17 protein-coding genes are annotated in these 17,690 nt (G+C 73.2%); 8 read left to right on the forward strand and 9 right to left on the reverse strand.

Annotation, left to right across the window (positions count from 1 at the left end; genetic code table 11):
- The first annotated feature begins 376 nt into the window (after positions 1 to 376).
- Complete coding sequence (locus ABD292_RS30440; RefSeq protein WP_344213307.1) at positions 377 to 856, forward strand: hypothetical protein; 480 nt, start codon at positions 377 to 379, stop codon at positions 854 to 856.
- Between the two features lie 30 nt (positions 857 to 886).
- Here ABD292_RS30440 and ABD292_RS30445 read toward each other — a convergent pair whose 3' ends face one another.
- Together ABD292_RS30445 and ABD292_RS30450 are read right to left on the reverse strand one after the other, a co-directional pair.
- Positions 887 to 1,342, reverse strand: a complete 456-nt coding sequence (locus ABD292_RS30445; protein ID WP_344213309.1) for a Clp protease N-terminal domain-containing protein — start codon at positions 1,340 to 1,342, stop codon at positions 887 to 889.
- Positions 1,343 to 1,352: 10 nt separating this feature from the next.
- On the reverse strand, positions 1,353 to 1,556 hold the full coding sequence (locus tag ABD292_RS30450) for a helix-turn-helix domain-containing protein (RefSeq protein ID WP_170223733.1): 204 nt from the start codon (positions 1,554 to 1,556) through the stop codon (positions 1,353 to 1,355).
- Positions 1,557 to 1,608: 52 nt separating this feature from the next.
- On the opposite strand from ABD292_RS30450, the gene ABD292_RS30455 reads away from it, so the two are divergent.
- A complete protein-coding gene (locus tag ABD292_RS30455) occupies positions 1,609 to 3,042 on the forward strand; it encodes an FAD-dependent monooxygenase (RefSeq protein WP_344213311.1) in 1,434 nt (477 codons plus the stop codon).
- A gap of 3 nt (positions 3,043 to 3,045) precedes the next feature.
- On the opposite strand, the gene ABD292_RS30460 is transcribed toward ABD292_RS30455, so the two are convergent.
- Complete coding sequence (locus ABD292_RS30460; protein ID WP_344214068.1) at positions 3,046 to 4,560, reverse strand: FAD-dependent monooxygenase; 1,515 nt, start codon at positions 4,558 to 4,560, stop codon at positions 3,046 to 3,048.
- Between the two features lie 206 nt (positions 4,561 to 4,766).
- On the opposite strand from ABD292_RS30460, the gene ABD292_RS30465 reads away from it, so the two are divergent.
- Complete coding sequence (locus ABD292_RS30465) at positions 4,767 to 5,966, forward strand: cytochrome P450 (protein ID WP_344213313.1); 1,200 nt, start codon at positions 4,767 to 4,769, stop codon at positions 5,964 to 5,966.
- Between the two features lie 23 nt (positions 5,967 to 5,989).
- Positions 5,990 to 6,943, forward strand: a complete 954-nt coding sequence (locus tag ABD292_RS30470; protein ID WP_344213315.1) for an NAD-dependent epimerase/dehydratase family protein — start codon at positions 5,990 to 5,992, stop codon at positions 6,941 to 6,943.
- A gap of 4 nt (positions 6,944 to 6,947) precedes the next feature.
- Here the strand turns inward: ABD292_RS30470 and ABD292_RS30475 are convergent, their stop codons facing one another.
- Genes ABD292_RS30475 through ABD292_RS30495 form a run of 5 tightly spaced genes read right to left on the reverse strand, consistent with a single transcriptional unit; the run spans position 6,948 to position 11,578 of the window.
- Positions 6,948 to 8,216: an ABC transporter substrate-binding protein gene (locus ABD292_RS30475; RefSeq protein WP_344213317.1), complete on the reverse strand. Its 1,269-nt coding sequence runs from the start codon at positions 8,214 to 8,216 to the stop codon at positions 6,948 to 6,950.
- A gap of 5 nt (positions 8,217 to 8,221) precedes the next feature.
- The gene (locus ABD292_RS30480; protein WP_344213319.1) at positions 8,222 to 9,226 is read right to left on the reverse strand and encodes a branched-chain amino acid ABC transporter permease; all 1,005 of its coding nucleotides are present in this window, start codon (positions 9,224 to 9,226) and stop codon (positions 8,222 to 8,224) included.
- On the reverse strand, positions 9,223 to 10,104 hold the full coding sequence (locus ABD292_RS30485) for a branched-chain amino acid ABC transporter permease (RefSeq protein WP_344213321.1): 882 nt from the start codon (positions 10,102 to 10,104) through the stop codon (positions 9,223 to 9,225). The genes ABD292_RS30480 and ABD292_RS30485 overlap by 4 nt, the downstream gene beginning before the upstream one ends.
- Before the next feature lie 2 nt (positions 10,105 to 10,106).
- Positions 10,107 to 10,823, reverse strand: a complete 717-nt coding sequence (locus ABD292_RS30490; RefSeq protein ID WP_344213323.1) for an ABC transporter ATP-binding protein — start codon at positions 10,821 to 10,823, stop codon at positions 10,107 to 10,109.
- A complete protein-coding gene (locus ABD292_RS30495; protein WP_344213325.1) occupies positions 10,820 to 11,578 on the reverse strand; it encodes an ABC transporter ATP-binding protein in 759 nt (252 codons plus the stop codon). The genes ABD292_RS30490 and ABD292_RS30495 overlap by 4 nt, the downstream gene beginning before the upstream one ends.
- Before the next feature lie 179 nt (positions 11,579 to 11,757).
- Here ABD292_RS30495 and ABD292_RS30500 point away from each other — a divergent pair, with 179 nt between their 5' ends.
- From ABD292_RS30500 to ABD292_RS30515, 4 genes are all read left to right on the forward strand, one after another.
- Positions 11,758 to 13,134: a PucR family transcriptional regulator gene (locus ABD292_RS30500; RefSeq protein WP_344213327.1), complete on the forward strand. Its 1,377-nt coding sequence runs from the start codon at positions 11,758 to 11,760 to the stop codon at positions 13,132 to 13,134.
- The gene (locus ABD292_RS30505; RefSeq protein WP_344213329.1) at positions 13,121 to 14,623 is read left to right on the forward strand and encodes a long-chain-fatty-acid--CoA ligase; all 1,503 of its coding nucleotides are present in this window, start codon (positions 13,121 to 13,123) and stop codon (positions 14,621 to 14,623) included. Before ABD292_RS30500 ends, ABD292_RS30505 begins: the two co-directional genes overlap by 14 nt.
- A gap of 41 nt (positions 14,624 to 14,664) precedes the next feature.
- Positions 14,665 to 15,306 carry a response regulator gene (locus ABD292_RS30510; RefSeq protein WP_344213331.1) on the forward strand — a complete coding sequence of 214 codons (642 nt, stop codon included), beginning with the start codon at positions 14,665 to 14,667 and terminating at the stop codon, positions 15,304 to 15,306.
- Positions 15,307 to 15,480: 174 nt separating this feature from the next.
- Positions 15,481 to 15,900, forward strand: coding sequence for a pyridoxamine 5'-phosphate oxidase family protein (locus ABD292_RS30515; RefSeq protein ID WP_344213333.1), 420 nt, complete (start codon positions 15,481 to 15,483; stop codon positions 15,898 to 15,900).
- On the opposite strand, the gene ABD292_RS30520 is transcribed toward ABD292_RS30515, so the two are convergent.
- Positions 15,878 to 17,566 (reverse strand): GAF domain-containing sensor histidine kinase, encoded by a 1,689-nt coding sequence (locus tag ABD292_RS30520; protein ID WP_344213335.1) that lies wholly within the window; start codon positions 17,564 to 17,566, stop codon positions 15,878 to 15,880. The two genes, ABD292_RS30515 and ABD292_RS30520, sit on opposite strands and share 23 nt — an antisense overlap.
- Positions 17,567 to 17,690: the final 124 nt, after the last annotated feature.

The following is a 17,690-nucleotide window of genomic DNA, read 5'->3' on the forward strand; positions in this document are numbered from 1 at the left end:
ACGGAAGGGTTGAGGAAAGGAATTACCGCGCCGGTTTCCTGGCCACCCCGCGCGCGCAGCGGAAGGGCCCGGTGGGGACGCGTGCGCCGTGTCCCCACCGGGCCCTTCCTATCCCTTTAAAGCGCTGTCGATGCCACAGGAGCCACCCAGTGCTCCGCCTCCCCTTCCCCCGGAACGGCTTTCCAGACCAGCCGTTCGCGGCCGAGAGTTGGACGCGCCCCACGCGGAGCCCGCTTCACCTGCTCTTATGCCATCCACAGGACGATGACAGGCTCTTCTCATCTTCGGTCAGCAGCATGTCGGGCGAGGGATGACCTCGAGGGCCGAGTTCATCAAGGATCGGCCAGGTCAGTCCCAGGATTGGATACTTCGAGCAATGCGTTTCTCCAAGCCCATCACCGTGACCCTCGCCGGCGCCGCCTTCCTCGCCCTTCCGCTCTCCGGAGCCGCGCTCGCCGCGCCCGCGCCGCAGCCGGCCCACGCGGCCCCGGCCGCCCCGGCGCCCGCCGAGAAGCAGGACGCCCGCGACAGGAAGGACGCCGGGCCCCGGCAGGTCTCGCTCTCGGTGGCGGTCGATCCGTCCCGGGTGCGGGCCGGGCAGACGTACGGCGTGACGATCCTCGTCAAGGGCCAGACCTCCGGCACCGCCACGGTGACCGGCCCCGAGGGCAAGAGCTACCGCGTCAGCCTGTCCGGCGGCCGGGCCGTCAAGGAGCTGACCGTCCCGTCCCGCGCCAAGGCCGGCACCCGGAAGGTGACCGTCAAGGTCGGCGGCAGGACGGCCACCGCCTCCTTCACCGTCGTCGCCCCGCAGCCGCGCGAGGACGACGACCGCCGCCACCGCGCGGTCAAGTAGCCGCCGCGACGGCGGGCGGCCGGGCTCCGGTCAGGCGAGCCGGGCGCGGGCGGCTGCCCGGTCGATGCCGAGCCTGTCGATGAGCTGCGCGACCGGGTCCGGCCGCTCGCGGTCGAGCAGGGCGAGCGCCATGATCCTCGGCGCCTCGCTCCTGCTGCGCATCGTCGTGCCCTTGACCGCCCGGTCGACCACGGCGCGCGCGTTGGAGGTGAGCGAGCCGCCCCCGAGCGGCGGGTGCCTGCGCGGCCTCGACGGCAGGTCCTCGGCGACGTCCACGCCGAGCAGCCGCAGCGCCTCGCGGTCGAGGTCGCCGAGGGCCGCGCGGGCCCTGGCCACGTCCGCGCCCAGCGCCCGCGCGACGGGCTCGTGATGGAGCAGGCCGAGCAGCAGGTGCTCGGTGCCCATGCGCCGGTCGCCGCGCTCCCTCGCCTCCTGGACCGCCGCCTTCACGATCACCCCGAAGGCGCTCTTCTCCCAGCCGAACATCCCGGGTGCCTCACTTTCCGTATTTGGCGTGCACCGACTGTCGTGACATGCCGAGCGCGTCGCCGATCTGCTCCCAGGTCCAGCCCTGCTCCCTGGCCAGCGCCACCGACACGGCCTCGACCTGCTCGGCCAGCCGGTGCAGCGCGCCGACCGCCCGCAGGCCCATGGCCGGGTCGTTCGACCTGATGCGCTCGGACAACTCTGTGACGTCCACGTTTGTCAGGCTAGATTGACAGCCGCGATTTTGTCAATCTAGCCTGACAGGCATGGAGAACGTGCTGATCGTGGGAGCGGGACCCGTGGGGCTCATGCTCGCGTGCGAGCTGAGCCTGGCCGGCGTCCGCCCGATCGTGCTGGACAAGCGTCCGGAGATCGGCGACCTGCCCAAGGCCAACGGCCTGGTCGGGCAGATCGTCGAGACCCTGGACCACCGCGGCCTGCTGGAGCGCTTCAGCGCCGGCAGCCCCTACGCGGGCCCCGCGCCCGGCTTCCCGTTCGCGGGCGTGCCGCTGCGCTTCGCGGCGGTGCCGGGCATCCCCCTGCGCGTCCTGGCCATCCAGCAGCCACGCCTCGAACGGCTGCTCGACGAACGGGCGCGGGAGCTCGGAGCCGACGTCAGGCGCGGATGCGAGGTGCTCGCGCTCGCGCAGGACGCGGAAGGGGTGACCCTGACCACCGGCCGGGGCGAGCTGCGCGCCCGGTACGCCGTCGGCTGCGACGGCGGCCACAGCCTCGTACGCGAGGCCGCCGGCATCGGCTTCCCCGGCGACACCGACAAGGAGAGGCTGATCGTCGGCCACTTCAGGACCGACGCCCACCCGCTGGAGGCCGGCATGGAGCCCGGCTGGAACCGCAGCCCCCACGGCCGGGTCCTGCTGAACTCGCTCCAGCCAGGGGTGCTCATCGCCGGCGTCCGCGAGCGCGGCGCGCCGCCCCGAGGTCCCGTGACCCTGGAGATGTTCCGGGCGGCCCTGCGCCGGCACCTCGGCCGCGACCTGCCGCTCGGCGAGCCGATCTGGCTGTCGTCCACCGTCGCGCAGGCCCGGCTGGCGGAGCGCTACCGGGCGGGCCGGGTGTTCCTGGCGGGCGACGCCGCGCACCTGTTCCCCGCGGGCGGCGCCGCGTTGAACGTGGGCATGACGGACGCGGTCAACCTGGGCTGGAAGCTGGCCGCCGTGCTGCGCGGGCGAGTGCCCGGGGAGCTGCTGGACACGTACGAGGCCGAACGGCGTCCGGCCGGGGCGCGTACGCTCGCGCAGACCCGCGCCCAGGCGGCCGTGGACCGGGTGGACGGCGAGGACGGCGCCGCGCTGCGCGCGCTGCTCGGCGAGGTGTTCGCCTTCGAGGAGCCGGTCCGCCACCTGGCCGGGCTGCTGTACGACTCCGGGGTGCGCTACGACCCCGGAGCCGCGGACGCGCACCCGGCCGTCGGCAGGCCGGCGCCTGACCTGGAGCTGGCGGACGGGCGGCGGGTGGCCGAGCTGCTGCGGAGCGGCCGTCCGGTGCTGCTCGACCTCGGCGGCGGCACGGACGGCCTGGCGGAGGACGACTGGATCGAGGTCGTCCACGCCGCCGCCGGGCGGCCGCCCGCCGACGCGCTGCTGATCAGGCCCGACGGCTACGTGGCGTGGGCGGGCGCCGCAGGGCTGGCCGAGGCGGCCGGGAGGTGGTTCGGGGCGGTCGCCGCGAGTCGCGCCTGACGGTCAGCTCATGGCCAGCGCGCGGCGGAGCACGCCGTCCGGGGTGTCGCCGCGCCAGGCCACGTGCTGGTCGGGGCGGACCAGGGTCAGGGGCTCGTCAGGGAGCGGCACGAGCTCCAGGGGGACGCCGAGGTCGCGGGCCTCCGCCTCCAGGGTCTTGGCGCCGGGCGCGTCCGGGTCGCCGAGAAGGCTGAAACCCCGCCCGAGGCGGTCGTAGAGGGAGACGCCGGGGGCGAGCCAGCGGTGCGGGAGGCGTTCGCCGGCGCCGTCGGCGACGATCGGCGAGCCCGTGTAAACGTAGCCGAGCACCAGGTCCAGGCTGTGGAACTCGCTGTGCTTGGTGCGCAGCACGGCCTCGGCCACCGCCGGGCGCACCTTCTCGAACTCGGCCTCGTCGCCCATCAGCGCCGGGTCGGCCAGCTCGGGGGCGAGGGTGGCCATGTTCGCGGCGGCGGCCTCGATGGTGTCGGCGGCGATCGGGCGGCGCTCGGCCTCGTACGTGCCCAGCAACGCGGCCGGCGCCCACCCGTTCAGCACGGCGGCGAGCTTCCAGCCGATGTTGACCGCGTCGCCGATGCCGGTGTTGAAGCCGTGGCCGCCGTAGGGCGGGTTCTGGTGCGCGGCGTCGCCGGCCAGGAACACGCGGTCGCTCGCGTAGCGGTCGGCCAGCAGCATGCGGGCGGTCCACGGGTCGGTCGCGAGGATCTCGACCTCCAGGTCGTCGTCCCCGGCCAGGTTGCGGACGAGCCGCACCGGGTCGGCGTCCTCGGCCCGTACGCCCTGGGCGATGCACCACCAGGTGTCCTTCAGGTCGAGGCGGCCGGTCAGGCCGGGCTGGGCGGGGTTGAGCACCCAGTAGTGGACGGCGGGGCCGTGCGGGACGCGCTCGGCGAGGCCGGGGGCGCGGAAGACGATGTTGAAGTTGGGCCGGGCGTCCTGGCGGCCCTCGTAGCGGGCGCCGATGGCGGCCCTGGTGACGCTGCGCGGGCCGTCGCAGCCGACCACGTACGCGGCCCTGACCTCGCGCTCCTCGCCCTCGCCCGACACGATCCGCACGGTGACCCCGTCGCCGTCCTCGGTCAGCCCGGCCACCTGCCAGCCGGTGAGCAGCGCGTCCCCGGCCGCCTCGCGCAGGATCTCCTCGACCAGCGGCTGGGGCGCCTGCTGCCCCGGCTCGGCGGCGAGGTCGGAGCCGACCAGGTCGAGGCCGAAGCAGCCGCCGATCCTGGCGATCTCGCGGCCGAGCAGGCTGTTGACGAACACCGCCTGGTCCGACCACGACACCGCGAGCGGGGCGCGGGCGCGTAACGTCTCGGCGAGGCCCCAGCGGCGCAGCAGCTCCATCGTCCTGGCGGAGGTGGTCTTGGCGCGGGGGCGCAGCCACGACACCGTCTCCCGCGGCTCGACCACCAGGCTCCGCACGCCGTGGTGCGCCAGCTCCACGGCGGTCGCCAGGCCGACGGGCCCGCCTCCGGCGACCAGCACGGGCACCTGCTCGGGCACGCCCGCCTTGTCCATCTCCACCGTCCCCAATCGTCCTCGGAAGTTACGGGCATGCTCCTGGCGTCCCGTCGCCACCGTCAAGGCGCCCGCGGGGGCCCAGGATCGCGGAAAGGTGATCAGGCGCGGTACGAACCCATAACTGATTGAAGATCACACTAGAGGCACCCCTCCCGCATTGTTACGGTTTACGCCACACCAACGACGATCATTCAGGGGTACGCATGTCCGAGTCCTCGGTGATGCCGCTGCACATGCGGCGCGCGCAGTTCGACCCCGCGCCGGACCTCGCCGCCGCGCGCGAGGAGTCGGGCGTCACCCGGATCACGACCGCGTTCGGCGCCGACGCCTGGCTGGTGAGCCGGCACGCCTACGTCCGCGAGGTCCTGGGCGACGCCGAGCGGTTCCCGATCGCCAAGCAGACCATCGCGCGGCTGCCCGGAGCGCCCGAGATGACCCCGGAGCAGCTCGCCAAGATCAACGCGGGCAACCTGCTCGGCCAGGACCCGCCGGAGCACACCCGGCTGCGGCGCATGCTGACCCCCGAGTTCACGCTCCGGCGCATGCGGCGCCTGGAGCCCCGGGTCAAGGCCATCATCGACGAGCACCTGGACGCCATGGAGGCCGCCGGTCCGCCCGCCGACCTGGTGCCGTCGTTCGCGCTGCCGATCCCGTCGCTGGTGATCTGCGAGCTGCTCGGCGTGCCGTACGAGGACCGCGCCGGGTTCCAGGAGCGCACCAGCCGGATGCTCGACGTCACGGTGCCCGCCGAGGAGCGGGTGGCGCTGCAGTTCCAGTCGCGGGCGTACATGGAGGACCTGGTCGGCCGCATCCAGGCCGATCCCGGCGAGGACCTGCTGGGCATGCTGGTCCGCGAGCACGGCGACGACCTCACCAAGGACGAGCTGATCGGCATCGGCAGCCTGCTGCTGTTCGCCGGGCACGAGACGACCTCCAACATGCTCTCGCTCGGCACGCTGGCGCTGCTCCGCCACCCGGACCAGCTCGACCTGCTGCGCAAGGAGCCCGAGCGCATCGAGGCGGCGGTGGAGGAGCTGCTGCGCTGGCTCAGCATCGTGCACTCCGGCACCACCAAGGTCGCCGCCACGGAGACCCGGCTCGGCGACACCGTCATCGCGGCCGGCGACCTGGTGATCTGCTCCCTGCCCACGGCCAACAGGGACTCCGGGCTGGTGCCGGACGCCGACCGGTTCGACCTGACGCGCGGCGATCACGGCCACCTGGCGTTCGGGCACGGCATCCACCACTGCCTGGGGGCGCCGCTCGCCAGGATGGAGCTGAAGACGGCCTTCCCCGCGCTGTTCCAGCGCTTCCCCGGGCTGCGGGTGGCCGACGGCGCCGAGCCGGTGTTCCGCTCGTTCAGCGTCGTGTACGGGCTGTCCTCCCTCCCGGTCGCCTGGTAACGGCTGCGGGTTACGCTGCGTCCATGCGAGTAGTCGTGATCGGCGCGAGTGGCCACATCGGCACCTATCTCATCCCCAGGCTGGTGGACGCCGGCCACGACGTCGTGGCGGTGAGCAGGGGCAAGCGGGAGCCCTACACCCCGCACGGCGCCTGGCGGCGGGTCACCGCCGTCTCGGCGGACCGGGAGGCGGAGGACGCGGCCGGCACGTTCGGGCGGCGGATCGCCGACCTGGAGGGCGACGCGGTCATCGACCTCATCTGCTTCGAGGAGGCGAGCGCCCGCCACCTGGCCGAGGCGCTGACCGGGCGGGTCCGGCACTTCCTGCACTGCGGCACGATCTGGACGCACGGCCCGAGCGCACGGGTGCCGACGACCGAGGACCGGCCGAAGCGGCCGCTCGGCGAGTACGGCAAGCGCAAGGCCGCGATCGAGGCGTACCTGCTGGAGCGGGCGCACCGCGACGGGTTCCCCGCGACGGTCATCCACCCGGGCCACATCACCGGGCCCGGATGGGTGCCGGTCAACCCGGCGGGCAACGTCAACCCGGCCGTCTTCCAGACCCTCGCCGACGGGGAGGAGCTGGCGCTGCCGAACTTCGGCATGGAGACCGTGCAGCACGTGCACGCCGACGACGTGGCCAGGCTGTTCATTGACGCGCTGGCCACGCCGTCGGCGTCGGTCGGCGAGAGCTTCCACTCGGTGGCGGCGGGCGCGCTCACGCTGCGCGGCTACGCCGAGGCGGTGGCCGGGTGGTTCGGGCGGGAGGCGCGGCTGACCTACCTGCCGTGGGAGCGGTGGCGGGCCACGGTGTCCGAGGAGGACGCGGCCGTCACCTACGACCACATCATGTACAGCCCGCACTGCAGCATGGCCAAGGCGGAGCGGCTGCTCGGCCACCGGCCCCGCTACGAGGCGCTGGAGGCGATCGAGGAGGCCGTCGGCCGGCTGGTGGAGACGGGCGCCGTCACCGTCTGAGTCGTCAGCCGGTCAGCGGCCCGAACTCCTTGCGCGTGTCGATGACCTGCCCGAACAGCTCCCACCGCTGCCCCTTGAAGGTCATCAGCTGCATCGACTCGATCGGGAACGCGTCCCCCTGCCCGGTGCTGAGCGTCACGCCGGGCAGCAGCATGTCGATCTTGACGTCCCGCAGGTTGCGCACCGAGTCGCGCAGCCCTTCCCTGGTCGGGCACGTGGCCGCGTCCATCGCCTTGTGGAAGCTGCTGGCGACGGCCCAGCCGAAGGTCAGGTACGGGATGTTCGGGTCGGCTCCGGGGGCGTACTGCTTGACCTTCTGCTTGTAGAGCGTCATCTCCGCGTCGGTCGCCCAGGTCGGGTCGTTCGGGTCCTTGTAGTACGAGCTGGACACGACGCCCTGCACGTTGTCGAAGCCGACCGGCTTGAGCACGGTGATCGAGGCGGCGACGTTGTTGATGATGTGCAGCGGGTTCCAGCCGGTGTTCCTGACGTCGGCGGCCAGCGCCTGCGAGCCGAACTTCGGCGTGGTGACGTCGAGGAAGACGTCGGCCTTCGAGCCGGCCAGGTTGCGCATCTGGGGGTCGATGCTGGGATCGGTGACCTCGTAGCTCTGCTCGGCGACGATCGTGAGCTGAGTGCCCTCGATGGCCTTCTTGAAGCCGCCGAGCAGGTCCTTGCCGAAGTCGTCGTTCTGGTAGAGCACGGCGATCTTGGCCGACGCCTTCTCGGCCTTCAGGTACTGCGCGTAGACGCGGGCCTCGGAGACGTAGTTCGGCTGCCAGCCGATGGTCCACGGGTGCGCGGCGTCGGTGCCCCACTTGGACGCGCCGGTCGCCACGAAGACCTGCGGCACCTTGCGCTGGTTGGTGTAGTCCCAGGTGGCGGTGGTGGACGGGGTGCCGAGCGTCTGGAACAGGGCGAAGACCTGGTCCTGCTCCACCAGCCTGCGGGCCTCCTCGACGGCCTTCGGCGGCTGGTAGCCGTCGTCGCGGACGATGAACTCCACCTTCCGCCCGCCGATGCCGCCCTTCTCGGCGTTGACGTAGTCGAAGTACGCCTTGATGCCCTTGGGGATGTCCCCGTAGGCGGAGGCCGGGCCGGACAGCGGGTAGATGCCGCCCAGCTTGATGCTCTTGTCGGTGATGCCGGTCGTCTGCTGGCCCTGGCACCGGCCGGACGCGGCCGTCCCGGCGTCGCCGCCGCTCTCGCGCCCCCCGCAGGCGCCGACGGCGACCAGGAGCAGCGCCGCGCAGCCGATCGCAGATACACGCATCCCTCTTACTCCTTCCGGGGGATTTTCCTGATCAGGCGGCCGGCCAGCCCGGCGAGGCCCGTGGGAGCCACGTACATCACCGCGATGATCAGCAGGCCGAAGATGACGCCCGGCGCGGCCTCGTTGAGGTCCTGCGCGATGCTGGGGACGAACATCACGAACAGCGCGCCGAGCACCGGCCCGGCCGTCGAGCCGAGCCCGCCGACGACCAGGCCGGCGAGCAGGGTGATCGACAGGTTGACGGTGAACGAGTCGGGCGAGACGAACCCGATCACCCACGTGTAGACGCAGCCGGCCACGCCGGCGAACATCGCGCTCCACGCGAAGGCCAGCGTCTTGTACGCCGACAGCCGCACCCCCATGACCTCGGCCGCGCCCTCGTCGTCGCGCAGCGCGTGCAGCGCCCGCCCCACCCGCGACCGCAGCAGGCTGCCCACCAGCGCGAACGAGGCCACGGCGACCGCGAGGGCGAGGAAGTACAGCCACTGGTCCTCGGCGAGGCCGCTCCAGGCCGGCGGGCCCGGCTTGGGCAGCGTCAGCCCCATCGAGCCGCCGGTGACGTGCTCGAACCGCTTGAGCAGCGGCACCAGGAAGATCGCGATGGCCAGCGTGACGAGCGCCAGGTAGAGCCCGCGCAGCCGGACCGCGGGCACCCCGAACGCCAGCCCCAGCAGGAACGCCACGACCGCCGCGGCCGGCAGCGTCAGCGGGTACGGCAGGCCGGGCCCGTGCGTCAGGACCGCCGCCGTGTACGCGCCCACGGCGAAGAACGCCCCGTGCCCGAGCGAGATCTGCCCGGCGTGCCCGACGAGCAGGTTCAGCCCGAGCAGCGCGACCGCGTACACCAGGACCATCGTGAGCTGGAAGACGTGGAAGGGGACGAGCTGGAACGGCGCGTAGAGCGCGGCGGCCAGCAGCGCGACTGCCGCCGCCCGGCGCCGCACGGCGGGGGTCCATCGGGGGCGGCGCGCGGGGCGGGTGTCCACGCCGGCGTCCTCGACCTGGGTCATGCGCGTTCCACCACCGCTCGGCCGAACAGCCCGCGTGGCCGCACCAGGAGGACGCCGAGGATGATCGTCAGGGGCACCCCGATCTTGAGGTCGGAGCCGATGGCGGGCACGTACGCGCCGGCCAGCGTCTCCGCCACTCCGACGATCACGCCGCCGGCCACCGCGCCGGCCGGGCTGTCGAACCCGCCGAGCGTGGCCGCCGCGAAGGCGTAGATGAGGACGCCGCCCATCATGTTGGGCTCCAGGAACAGCAGCGGCGCGACCAGCACGCCGGACACCGCGCCGACCGTGGCGGCGAGCCCCCAGCCGAGCGCGAGCGTACGGCCCACGCGGATGCCGACCAGGCGGGCCGAGTCGGGGTTCGCGGCCACGGCCCGCATGCCGAGCCCGATCTTGGTGTGCTGGAAGAGCAGGTACAGCAGGCCCATGACCAGCGCCACGACGCCGAGCACGCCCAGCGTCGAGAAGCCGACGCTCACCCCGCCGACCTCCAGCGCGCCGCGCGGGAACGGGTTCGGGAAGTCCTTGATGAGGAACGTCCAGATCCAGCCGGCGGCGGCGTTGACGAAGATGAACAGCCCGACGGTGACGATCACCAGGGTCAGCTCGGGCGCGCCCTCGACCGGCCTGATCACGATCCGCTCGATGAGCATCCCGCCCGCGAACGACACCGCCAGCGTGAGCGCCAGCGCCGCCCAGAACGGCAGCCCCGCCGCCATGGCCTGCCAGGCGACGTAGGCGGAGAACATGGCCAGCTCGCCCTGGGCGAAGTTGACGATCCCGGTGAACTGGTAGATCAGCACCAGGGCGAGCGCCAGGCTGGCGTAGACCGCGCCCGCCCCGAGCCCTTCCACGACCTGCTGCAGGAACCCGGCCACGGCTACACCCGGTATCCGAGGTAGGACTGGGCGACCTGCTCGTCCGCCCTGATCCGCTCGGCCGTGCCGGACAGCACGATGCGCCCGGTCTCCAGGACGTGCGCCTGCCGCGCGACGCCGAGCGCGAGGTGGGCGTTCTGCTCCACGACGACCACGGTGGTCCGCTCCTCTTGGTTGATGGCCTGGACGATGCGGAACAGCTCCCGGGTGACCAGCGGCGCGAGGCCCAGCGACGGCTCGTCGAGCAGGAGCACCTTGGGCCGCAGCATGAGCGCCCTGCCGAGCGCGAGCATCTGCTGCTCGCCGCCGCTGAGGCTGCCCGCGACCTGCCCGAGCCGGTCGCGCAGCGGCGGAAAGTAGGAGCAGACACGGTCGAGGTCCTCCTCGACGCCGCGCCCGCCGCGCCGGACGAACGCGCCGAGCCGCAGGTTCTCCTCGACCGTCAGCGGCATGAACGTGCCACGCCCCTCGGGCACGTGCGCCACGCCCAGCCGGGCCACCGCGTCGGGCGGGCGGCCGGTCAGCGAGGTCCCGCCGAGCCTGACCACGCCCCGCGCCCTGACCATGCCGGACAGGGCGCGCAGCAGCGTGGTCTTGCCCGCGCCGTTCGGGCCGAGGATCGCGCAGATCTCGCCCTCGGCCACGCTGAGGTCCACGCCGTGCAGCACGCGCGCCTCGCCGTAGCCGGCGACCAGTCCCTCCACCACCAGGAAGCTCATACGGCCGTCCCCAGGTACGCCTCGATGACGCCGGGATCGCGCTGCACCTCGGCCGGCGACCCCTCGGCGATCTTGCGGCCGAAGTCCAGGCAGACGATCCGGCGACAGACGCTCATCACGAAGCCCATGTGGTGCTCGACCACGACCACGGTGAGGTCGTAGGCGTCCTTGAGCTCGCGGAGGGTGCCGGCGAACTCGGCCACCTCGGCCGCGTTCAGCCCGTTGACCGGCTCGTCGAGGAGCAGCAGCCGGGGGCGGGCGACCAGCGCGCGGGCCAGCTCGACCCGCTTGAGCGTGCCGAACGGCAGGCCGCTCGCCGGATGCCCGGCCACCCCGGTCAGGCCGAGCCGGTCGAGGACGGCGTCGGCGTCGCGGCGCAGCTCGCGCTCCTCGCGCCGCACGCCGGGCAGCCGGATCCCGGCCGTCAGGAAACCGGCGCGGCCCCGGTGGTGCGCGCCGGCCAGCACGTTGTCGCGGACGGACATGCGCGGGAACAGGCCGAGGTTCTGGAAGGTCCTGGCGATGCCGAGCCGTACGATCGCGTGCGGGGCCACGGCCCGCAGGTCCGTCCCCTCGTAGGCGATGACGCCGGAGTCGGCCTCGTAGCGGCGGGTCAGGCAGTTGAACAGCGTGGTCTTGCCGGCGCCGTTGGGCCCGATGAGCCCCACCATCTCGCCGCGCGCCACCGCGAAGCTCACGCCGTGCAGCGCGGTGATGCCGCCGAAGCGGACGGTGAGATCGCGCACCTCCAGCATCCGGCCTCCTGGAGAACATTGTTCTGACGCGTGGGCTCAGCGTAGGATCCGCTCGTCAGGGGCCGCATTGGGCACGGTGACCCAAGATGTCCGCGGCATGTTGTCCGCGGAGCACAGCGACGGTCTCATCCCGGTCACGACCCGTTGACCGCCCGGCCACGGGCATGGATCATCCCGGCATGTCCGGTCGTTTCAGCACGGAAACGCTCACTGGCACCGAGGCCGTCCGCGCGCAGCGCGCGCGGATCCTCACCGAGCTGCTGGACAACGTCCACGACCTGGCCGACGCCGGAGGGGCGGCGATCAGGGCCGAGGTGCCCACGTACGCGGCGCAGGGCGGCGACTTCCACGCCGACGTACGCGACCAGGTCCTGCGGCACTACCGCGCCAAGCTCGCGGTGCTGCTGGAGGAGCGGCCCGTGACGGCGGCCGACATCGCCTTCGTCCGGCGGGCCGCGATGCGCCGCGCCCGCGCCGGGGTGCCGCTCGCCGATTACATCAACGCCTACCGGATCGGCCAGCGCGTCTTCTGGGAGTCGCTGGTCGAGCGGGCCGGCCCGACGCCCGCAGGGCGGGAGGCCGCGCTGTCGCTGGCGGTCGCCCAGATGCGCTACTGCGACTTCGCGAGCACGCAGGCCGCGTACGCCTACATGGAGTTCCAGCAGTACGCCGCCGCCGAGTCCGTACGGGAGAGCCGCGGCCTGCTGGAGACGCTGCTGGCCGGCGGCACGCCCACGCGCGGCAGGGAGCTGGCCGCCGCGCAGGCGCACGGCCTCGCGCCGGACGCCCGCACGCCGCTGCTGGTCGTGGTCGCCATGCTGGTCGAGGCCCCCGCCACGGAGGCCGCCGGGCTCAACAGGGACGCCGAGGCCAGGCACGCGGCGTGCGCCGCCCTGGCGAGGACCGGCGGCAACGGGGCCCGCACGCTGTCGGTCGTGCGCCAGTCGGAGATCGTGGCGGTGCCCGTGCTCGGGCCCGGCGCGGAGGCCGGGGAGCTGTGCGACCGGCTGCAGGCGGTGGTCGGGAGCCTCGCCGGCGAGGGCATCAGGCTCGCCCTGGGGATCAGCACGCCGGTGGCCGGGCCTGCGCAGATCCCGCAGGCGTACCAGGAGGCGCGGGCGGTGCTGGACTTCGTGCCCGAGGAGGGCGGGGTCGCGGCGCTGCCCAGGATCACCCCGTTCCAGTATTTGGCGCTGCGGGCCGACGACACCGCCCGCCACCTGGTTGACCCGCGCATCACGGCGCTGCTGGAGGAGGACCGGGCGCGCGGCGGCGTGCTGACCGCGACGATCCGGGCGTTCGCGGCGGCCGACCTCAACCTGCGCACCGCCGCCGAACGCCTCCAGATCCACCCCAACACCGCGCAGTACCGGATGCGCCGCATCCAGGAGCGGACCGGGCGCAGCCTGCGCTCCATCAACGACCTCGTCGAGCTGCTCGTCGCGATCGCGCTGCAGGACGCGGTCCCCACCAACGACGGCCGGGAAAGACTGGCCGCCGTGACCGATGAGGGGCGGCGGCGCGCCGGCGTACGGTCCTCCCATGAACCTCGCTGACCGGCTCCACCACGCCGCCGCGCGGCTCGGCGGCCGAGCGGTTCTCACGCTGGACGGGGCGGCGCTGACCTACGGCGCGCTGGACGAACTGAGCGCCCGCCTGGCCGGGCTGCTGCGCCGCCGCGGGATCGAGCGCGGCGACCGGGTCGCCGTCATGCTGCCGAACGTGCCCGAGTTCGGCGTCGTCTACTACGGGGTGCTGCGGGCCGGGGCCGTGGCGGTCCCGCTGGACCCGCTGCTGAAGCGCCGCGAGATCGCCGCCTACCTGGGCGACTGCGGGGCGCGGCTGCTGCTCGCCTGGCACGCCTTCGCCGAGACCGCCGAGGCGGGGACGGCGGGCACCGCCGCCGACTGCTTCTTCGTGGTGCCCGGCGAGCTGCCCCGGCTGCTGCGGGCCGTGCCCCCCGAACGCGAGCCGGCCCGCACCCGCGCCGACGACACCGCCGTGCTCCACTACACCTCCGGCACCACCGGCCGGCCCAAGGGGGTCGAGCTCACCCACGCCAACCTGGCCGGCAACGCCGAGGCCGTGGCCCGCATGCACGCGCTCGGCGTGGACGACGTGGTGCTCGGCGCGCTGCCGCTCTACCACACCTACGGCCAGACCTGCTCGCTCAACGCCACCGTGCACGCGGGCGCGCGGCTGACGCTGCTGCCCCGCTTCGAGGCGGGCCGGGCGCTGGAGGTCATCAGGCGCGACGGGGTGACGGTGTTCCAGGGCGTGCCGACCATGTTCATCGCGCTGCTCGACCATCCCGGCGTGTCCGACCTGTCGATGCTGCGGGTGTGCACCTCCGGCGGGGCGGCGCTGCCGCTCGACGTGCTGCGGGCGTACGAGGCCCGCGTCGGCTGCCGCATCGTCGAGGGCTACGGGCTGAGCGAGACCTCGCCCGTCGCCGCCGCGAACCGGGGCGGGCCCGGCCGCCGCCCCGGCTCGATCGGCCGCCCGATCAGGGACGTGGAGATGAAGGTCCTCGGCGAGGACGGCCGCGAGCTGCCCCGCGGCGAGATCGGCGAGATCGTGGTACGCGGCCCCAACGTCATGAAGGGCTACTGGAACGACCCGGCCGCCACCGCCGAGGCGCTGCGCGACGGCTGGTTCCACACCGGCGATCTCGGCCGGGTGGACGACGACGGTTTCTTCTTCCTGGTGGGCCGCCGCCGCGACATCATCATCCGCGGCGGCTACACCGTCTACCCGCGCGAGGTCGAGGAGGTGCTGTACGAGCACCCGGCGGTGCGGCAGGCGGCCGTGCTCGGCGTGCCGCACCCGGAGCTGGGCGAGGAGGTCGCGGCCGTGGTCGCGGTGCGGGCGCCGGTGAGCGGGGAGGAGCTGCGCGGGTTCGTCCGCGAGCGGGTGGCGGCGTACAAGTATCCCCGGCACGTCACGTTCGTGGCCGAGCTGCCGACCAGCCCCACCGGCAAGATACTCAAGCGGGAGCTGGGCCAGCTCACGGCGGTGACCCCCGGCTCCCGATCCGGGACCTAGGTCCCTACCTGACAGGGCCGGTCGGCGGCTAGCGTGGAGTCATGATTCACGTGTTCCTTGTCGACGATCACGAAGTCGTGCGCAGAGGTGTGGCGGCCCTGCTCGACTCCGAGGACGACATCGAGGTCATCGGCGAGGCCGGCACCGCCGAGTCCGCGATCGCGCGCATCCCCGCGCTCAAGCCGGACGTCGCGGTGCTCGACGTCCGGCTGCCCGACGGCAACGGCGTCGACGTGTGCCGCGAGGTGCGCTCGCGGGTGCCGGGGCTCGCGTGCCTGATGCTGACGTCGTTCGCCGACGACGACGCGCTGTTCGACGCCGTGATGGCCGGCGCCTCCGGCTACGTGCTCAAGCAGATCCACGGCTCCGACCTGGTCGGCGCGGTGCGCACGGTCGCCTCCGGGCAGTCGCTGCTCGACCCGCAGACCACGGCGGCCATGCTGCAGCGGCTGCGCGAGCAGGCGGCCAGGAAGGACCCGCTCGCGGCGCTGTCGGAGCAGGAGCGGCACATCCTCGACCTCATCGGCGAGGGGCTGACCAACCGGCAGATCGGCGAGCGGCTGTTCCTGGCCGAGAAGACGGTCAAGAACTACGTCTCCAACCTGCTGTCCAAGCTCAACATGCAACGCCGCACCCAGGCCGCCGCCCTGTCCGCCCGATTGCGCACCGAACGCCGCCCGTAACGGCCCCGGCCCGGCCGCAAGCCCCAGACCCAAGCCGGCCCAGGCCCCAGCCCCAGACCGGCCCCCACCCCCCACCGAGCCCCAGCCCCCGCGTCCGGGTCCTGGCGGAACGGCGGGTATGAAGGGACTTTCGTCCCTAAGCGTCCGCCCCGTCCGGCGGCGATGCTGGCAGGCATGCGACTCGATTCGTCCGGACTCCAGGTGCTCACCGACGAGGAGTGCCTGCGCCTGCTCGCCTCGACGCCCATCGGGCGGATCGTCTTCACCGACCGGGCGCTGCCCGCGGTGCAGCCGGTCGCGTTCTGCCTCGACGGCGACGGCATCGTCATCCGCACCGGCGTCGGCTCCAAGCTGGCGGCGGCCACCCGGCGGGCGGTGGTCGCGTTCGAGGTGGACGACTACGACCCCGTGCTGCGTACGGGCTGGTCGGTGAGCGTCGTCGGGCACGCCAACGCGATCACCGACCCCGCCGAGACCGCCCGGCTGGCCGCGCTGCCGCTCGACCCGTGGGTGCCGGGCAGGCTCGACCACTACATCCGGGTCAGCCTGGAGCAAATTAGCGGACGCCGGATCACAGGGGGACACTCCACCTGATCGCGGTGCCGCCCTGCTCTCCCGGTCCGGCCGTGAACGATCCCCCGAGCCGCGTCGCCCGTTCCTCCAGATTGCGCAGGCCGCTGCGCCGGCCGCCGGACGGCAAGCCGACGCCGTTGTCGCGGACCGTCAGCGCGAGCAGGTCGCCCGTCACCTCTACCGCCACGTCGGCCCTGGTCGCCTTCGCGTGCCGGACCACGTTGGACAGCGCCTCGCGCAGGACGGCGAGCAGCTGCTCGGCGAGGTCGTCGGAGATCCTGGCGTCGAGCTGGCCCTCCATGCGCAGCCCTGGCATGAAGCCGAGGTGACCCCGCGCGCCCTCCACCAGCTCCACGATCTGGCCGCGCAGGCTCGGGGCCGCGCTCTCCCTGACGTTCTGGAGGGCGAAGATGGTCGAGCGGATCTGCCGGATGGTCTCGTCCAGCTCGTCGATCGCGTGCTGGAGGCGGCCGGACGCCTCGGGGTGCTCGACCAGCCGGACCGTGCTCATCAGCGTCATGGCCGTGGCGAACAGCCGCTGGATGACCACGTCGTGCAGGTCCTTCGCGATGCGGTCGCGGTCTTCGAGCAGGCTCAGCCGTTCGGCGTCGCGGCGGGTGTCGGCCAGCTCCAGCGCGATCGCCGCCTGCCCGCCGAACGCCTCCAGCGCCCGCACGTCGCCCGCGCTGAACGGCATGCGGCCGACGCACTTGGCGAGGGCCAGCACGCCGCGTACGGAGTCGCCCGCGCCGAGCGGCAGCAGCAGCTCGGGGCCGTAGCCGAGCTCGCGCAGCCGGGAGTCGGCGTCGAGCGGGTCGGGCGAGTGGAGCGGCCGCCCCTCGCGGAAGACCTCGCCGGCGGCCGTCCCGTCGAGCGCGTAGGACATCTCGGTCAGCTCGTCCTCGGCCGTGCCCTCGGCGAACTCGACCAGCAGCCGCTCGCCCGCCGGGTCGGGCAGCAGGATCCTGGCCAGGTCGGCGTCGGTCATCTGCCGGGCCCGCGCCGCCACCATGGTCAGCACCTCGCGGGTGCCGCCGCCGGACAGCAGCCGGGTGGTCACCTCGGTGGACGCCTCCAGCCACGCCTCGCGGCGGCGCGACTCCTCGTAGAGCCGGGCGTTCTCGACGGCGACGCCGGCGGCCGTGGCCAGCGCGATCACGATGGCCTCGTCCTCCTCGTCGAACTCGCCGCCGCCGCGCTTCTCCGTCAGGTAGAGGTTGCCGAACACCTCGTCCCGGACCCGGATGGGCACGCCGAGGAAGGTGCCCATCGGCGGGTGGCCGGGCGGGAAGCCGTAGGACTCGGGGTGGTCGGAGATCCGGCCCAGCCGCAGCGGCCGGGCGTCCTTGATCAGCAGGCCGAGCAGGCCCAGCCCGTGGGGCCAGTGCTCGATGGCCGCGATCTCCTCGTCGCTCAGCCCCACCGGGATGAACTGCACGAGGGTCTGTTCCTGCCCGACCACGCCGAGCGCGCCGAAGCTGGCGTCCACCAGCTTGGTCGCGGTCTCCACGATGGTGCGCAGCACGGTCTCCAGATCGAGGTCGCTGCCCACGGACACGACCGCCTCCAGCAGGGCGTGCACGCGGTCGCGGGTGGCGAGCACGGCGTTGAGCCGTACTTGGAGCTCCGACAGCAGCTCGTCCAGCCGCATGTTCGGCATCAGGGGGCGATGCTCGTCATCCACCATGCGTTCAGTCTCGCACCCTGCGGGGCCGGTCGACCTCGCAGGTAGGGATGATCACGCCGGCCGGTGACGCCGTCGCCGCCGAGGTGAAAGTTTCACGCTTCCGCGCAGGTCAGGGCGGGTGTCG

It is taken from the genome of Nonomuraea bangladeshensis (assembly GCF_039529455.1).
Lineage (GTDB): Bacteria > Actinomycetota > Actinomycetes > Streptosporangiales > Streptosporangiaceae > Nonomuraea > Nonomuraea bangladeshensis.

What these genes read in the sequence shown, in the direction of transcription:
- ABD292_RS30440 (WP_344213307.1), top strand. Translation starts at nt 377, where the DNA reads ATGCGTTTCTCCAAGCCCATCACCGTGACCCTCGCCGGCGCCGCCTTC.
- ABD292_RS30445 (WP_344213309.1), bottom strand. Translation starts at nt 1,342, where the DNA reads ATGTTCGGCTGGGAGAAGAGCGCCTTCGGGGTGATCGTGAAGGCGGCG.
- ABD292_RS30455 (WP_344213311.1), top strand. Translation starts at nt 1,609, where the DNA reads ATGGAGAACGTGCTGATCGTGGGAGCGGGACCCGTGGGGCTCATGCTC.
- ABD292_RS30460 (WP_344214068.1), bottom strand. Translation starts at nt 4,560, where the DNA reads ATGGACAAGGCGGGCGTGCCCGAGCAGGTGCCCGTGCTGGTCGCCGGA.
- ABD292_RS30465 (WP_344213313.1), top strand. Translation starts at nt 4,767, where the DNA reads ATGTCCGAGTCCTCGGTGATGCCGCTGCACATGCGGCGCGCGCAGTTC.
- ABD292_RS30470 (WP_344213315.1), top strand. Translation starts at nt 5,990, where the DNA reads ATGCGAGTAGTCGTGATCGGCGCGAGTGGCCACATCGGCACCTATCTC.
- ABD292_RS30475 (WP_344213317.1), bottom strand. Translation starts at nt 8,216, where the DNA reads ATGCGTGTATCTGCGATCGGCTGCGCGGCGCTGCTCCTGGTCGCCGTC.
- ABD292_RS30480 (WP_344213319.1), bottom strand. Translation starts at nt 9,226, where the DNA reads ATGACCCAGGTCGAGGACGCCGGCGTGGACACCCGCCCCGCGCGCCGC.
- ABD292_RS30490 (WP_344213323.1), bottom strand. Translation starts at nt 10,823, where the DNA reads ATGAGCTTCCTGGTGGTGGAGGGACTGGTCGCCGGCTACGGCGAGGCG.
- ABD292_RS30495 (WP_344213325.1), bottom strand. Translation starts at nt 11,578, where the DNA reads ATGCTGGAGGTGCGCGATCTCACCGTCCGCTTCGGCGGCATCACCGCG.
- ABD292_RS30500 (WP_344213327.1), top strand. Translation starts at nt 11,758, where the DNA reads ATGTCCGGTCGTTTCAGCACGGAAACGCTCACTGGCACCGAGGCCGTC.
- ABD292_RS30505 (WP_344213329.1), top strand. Translation starts at nt 13,121, where the DNA reads ATGAACCTCGCTGACCGGCTCCACCACGCCGCCGCGCGGCTCGGCGGC.
- ABD292_RS30510 (WP_344213331.1), top strand. Translation starts at nt 14,665, where the DNA reads ATGATTCACGTGTTCCTTGTCGACGATCACGAAGTCGTGCGCAGAGGT.
- ABD292_RS30515 (WP_344213333.1), top strand. Translation starts at nt 15,481, where the DNA reads ATGCGACTCGATTCGTCCGGACTCCAGGTGCTCACCGACGAGGAGTGC.
- ABD292_RS30520 (WP_344213335.1), bottom strand. Translation starts at nt 17,566, where the DNA reads ATGGTGGATGACGAGCATCGCCCCCTGATGCCGAACATGCGGCTGGAC.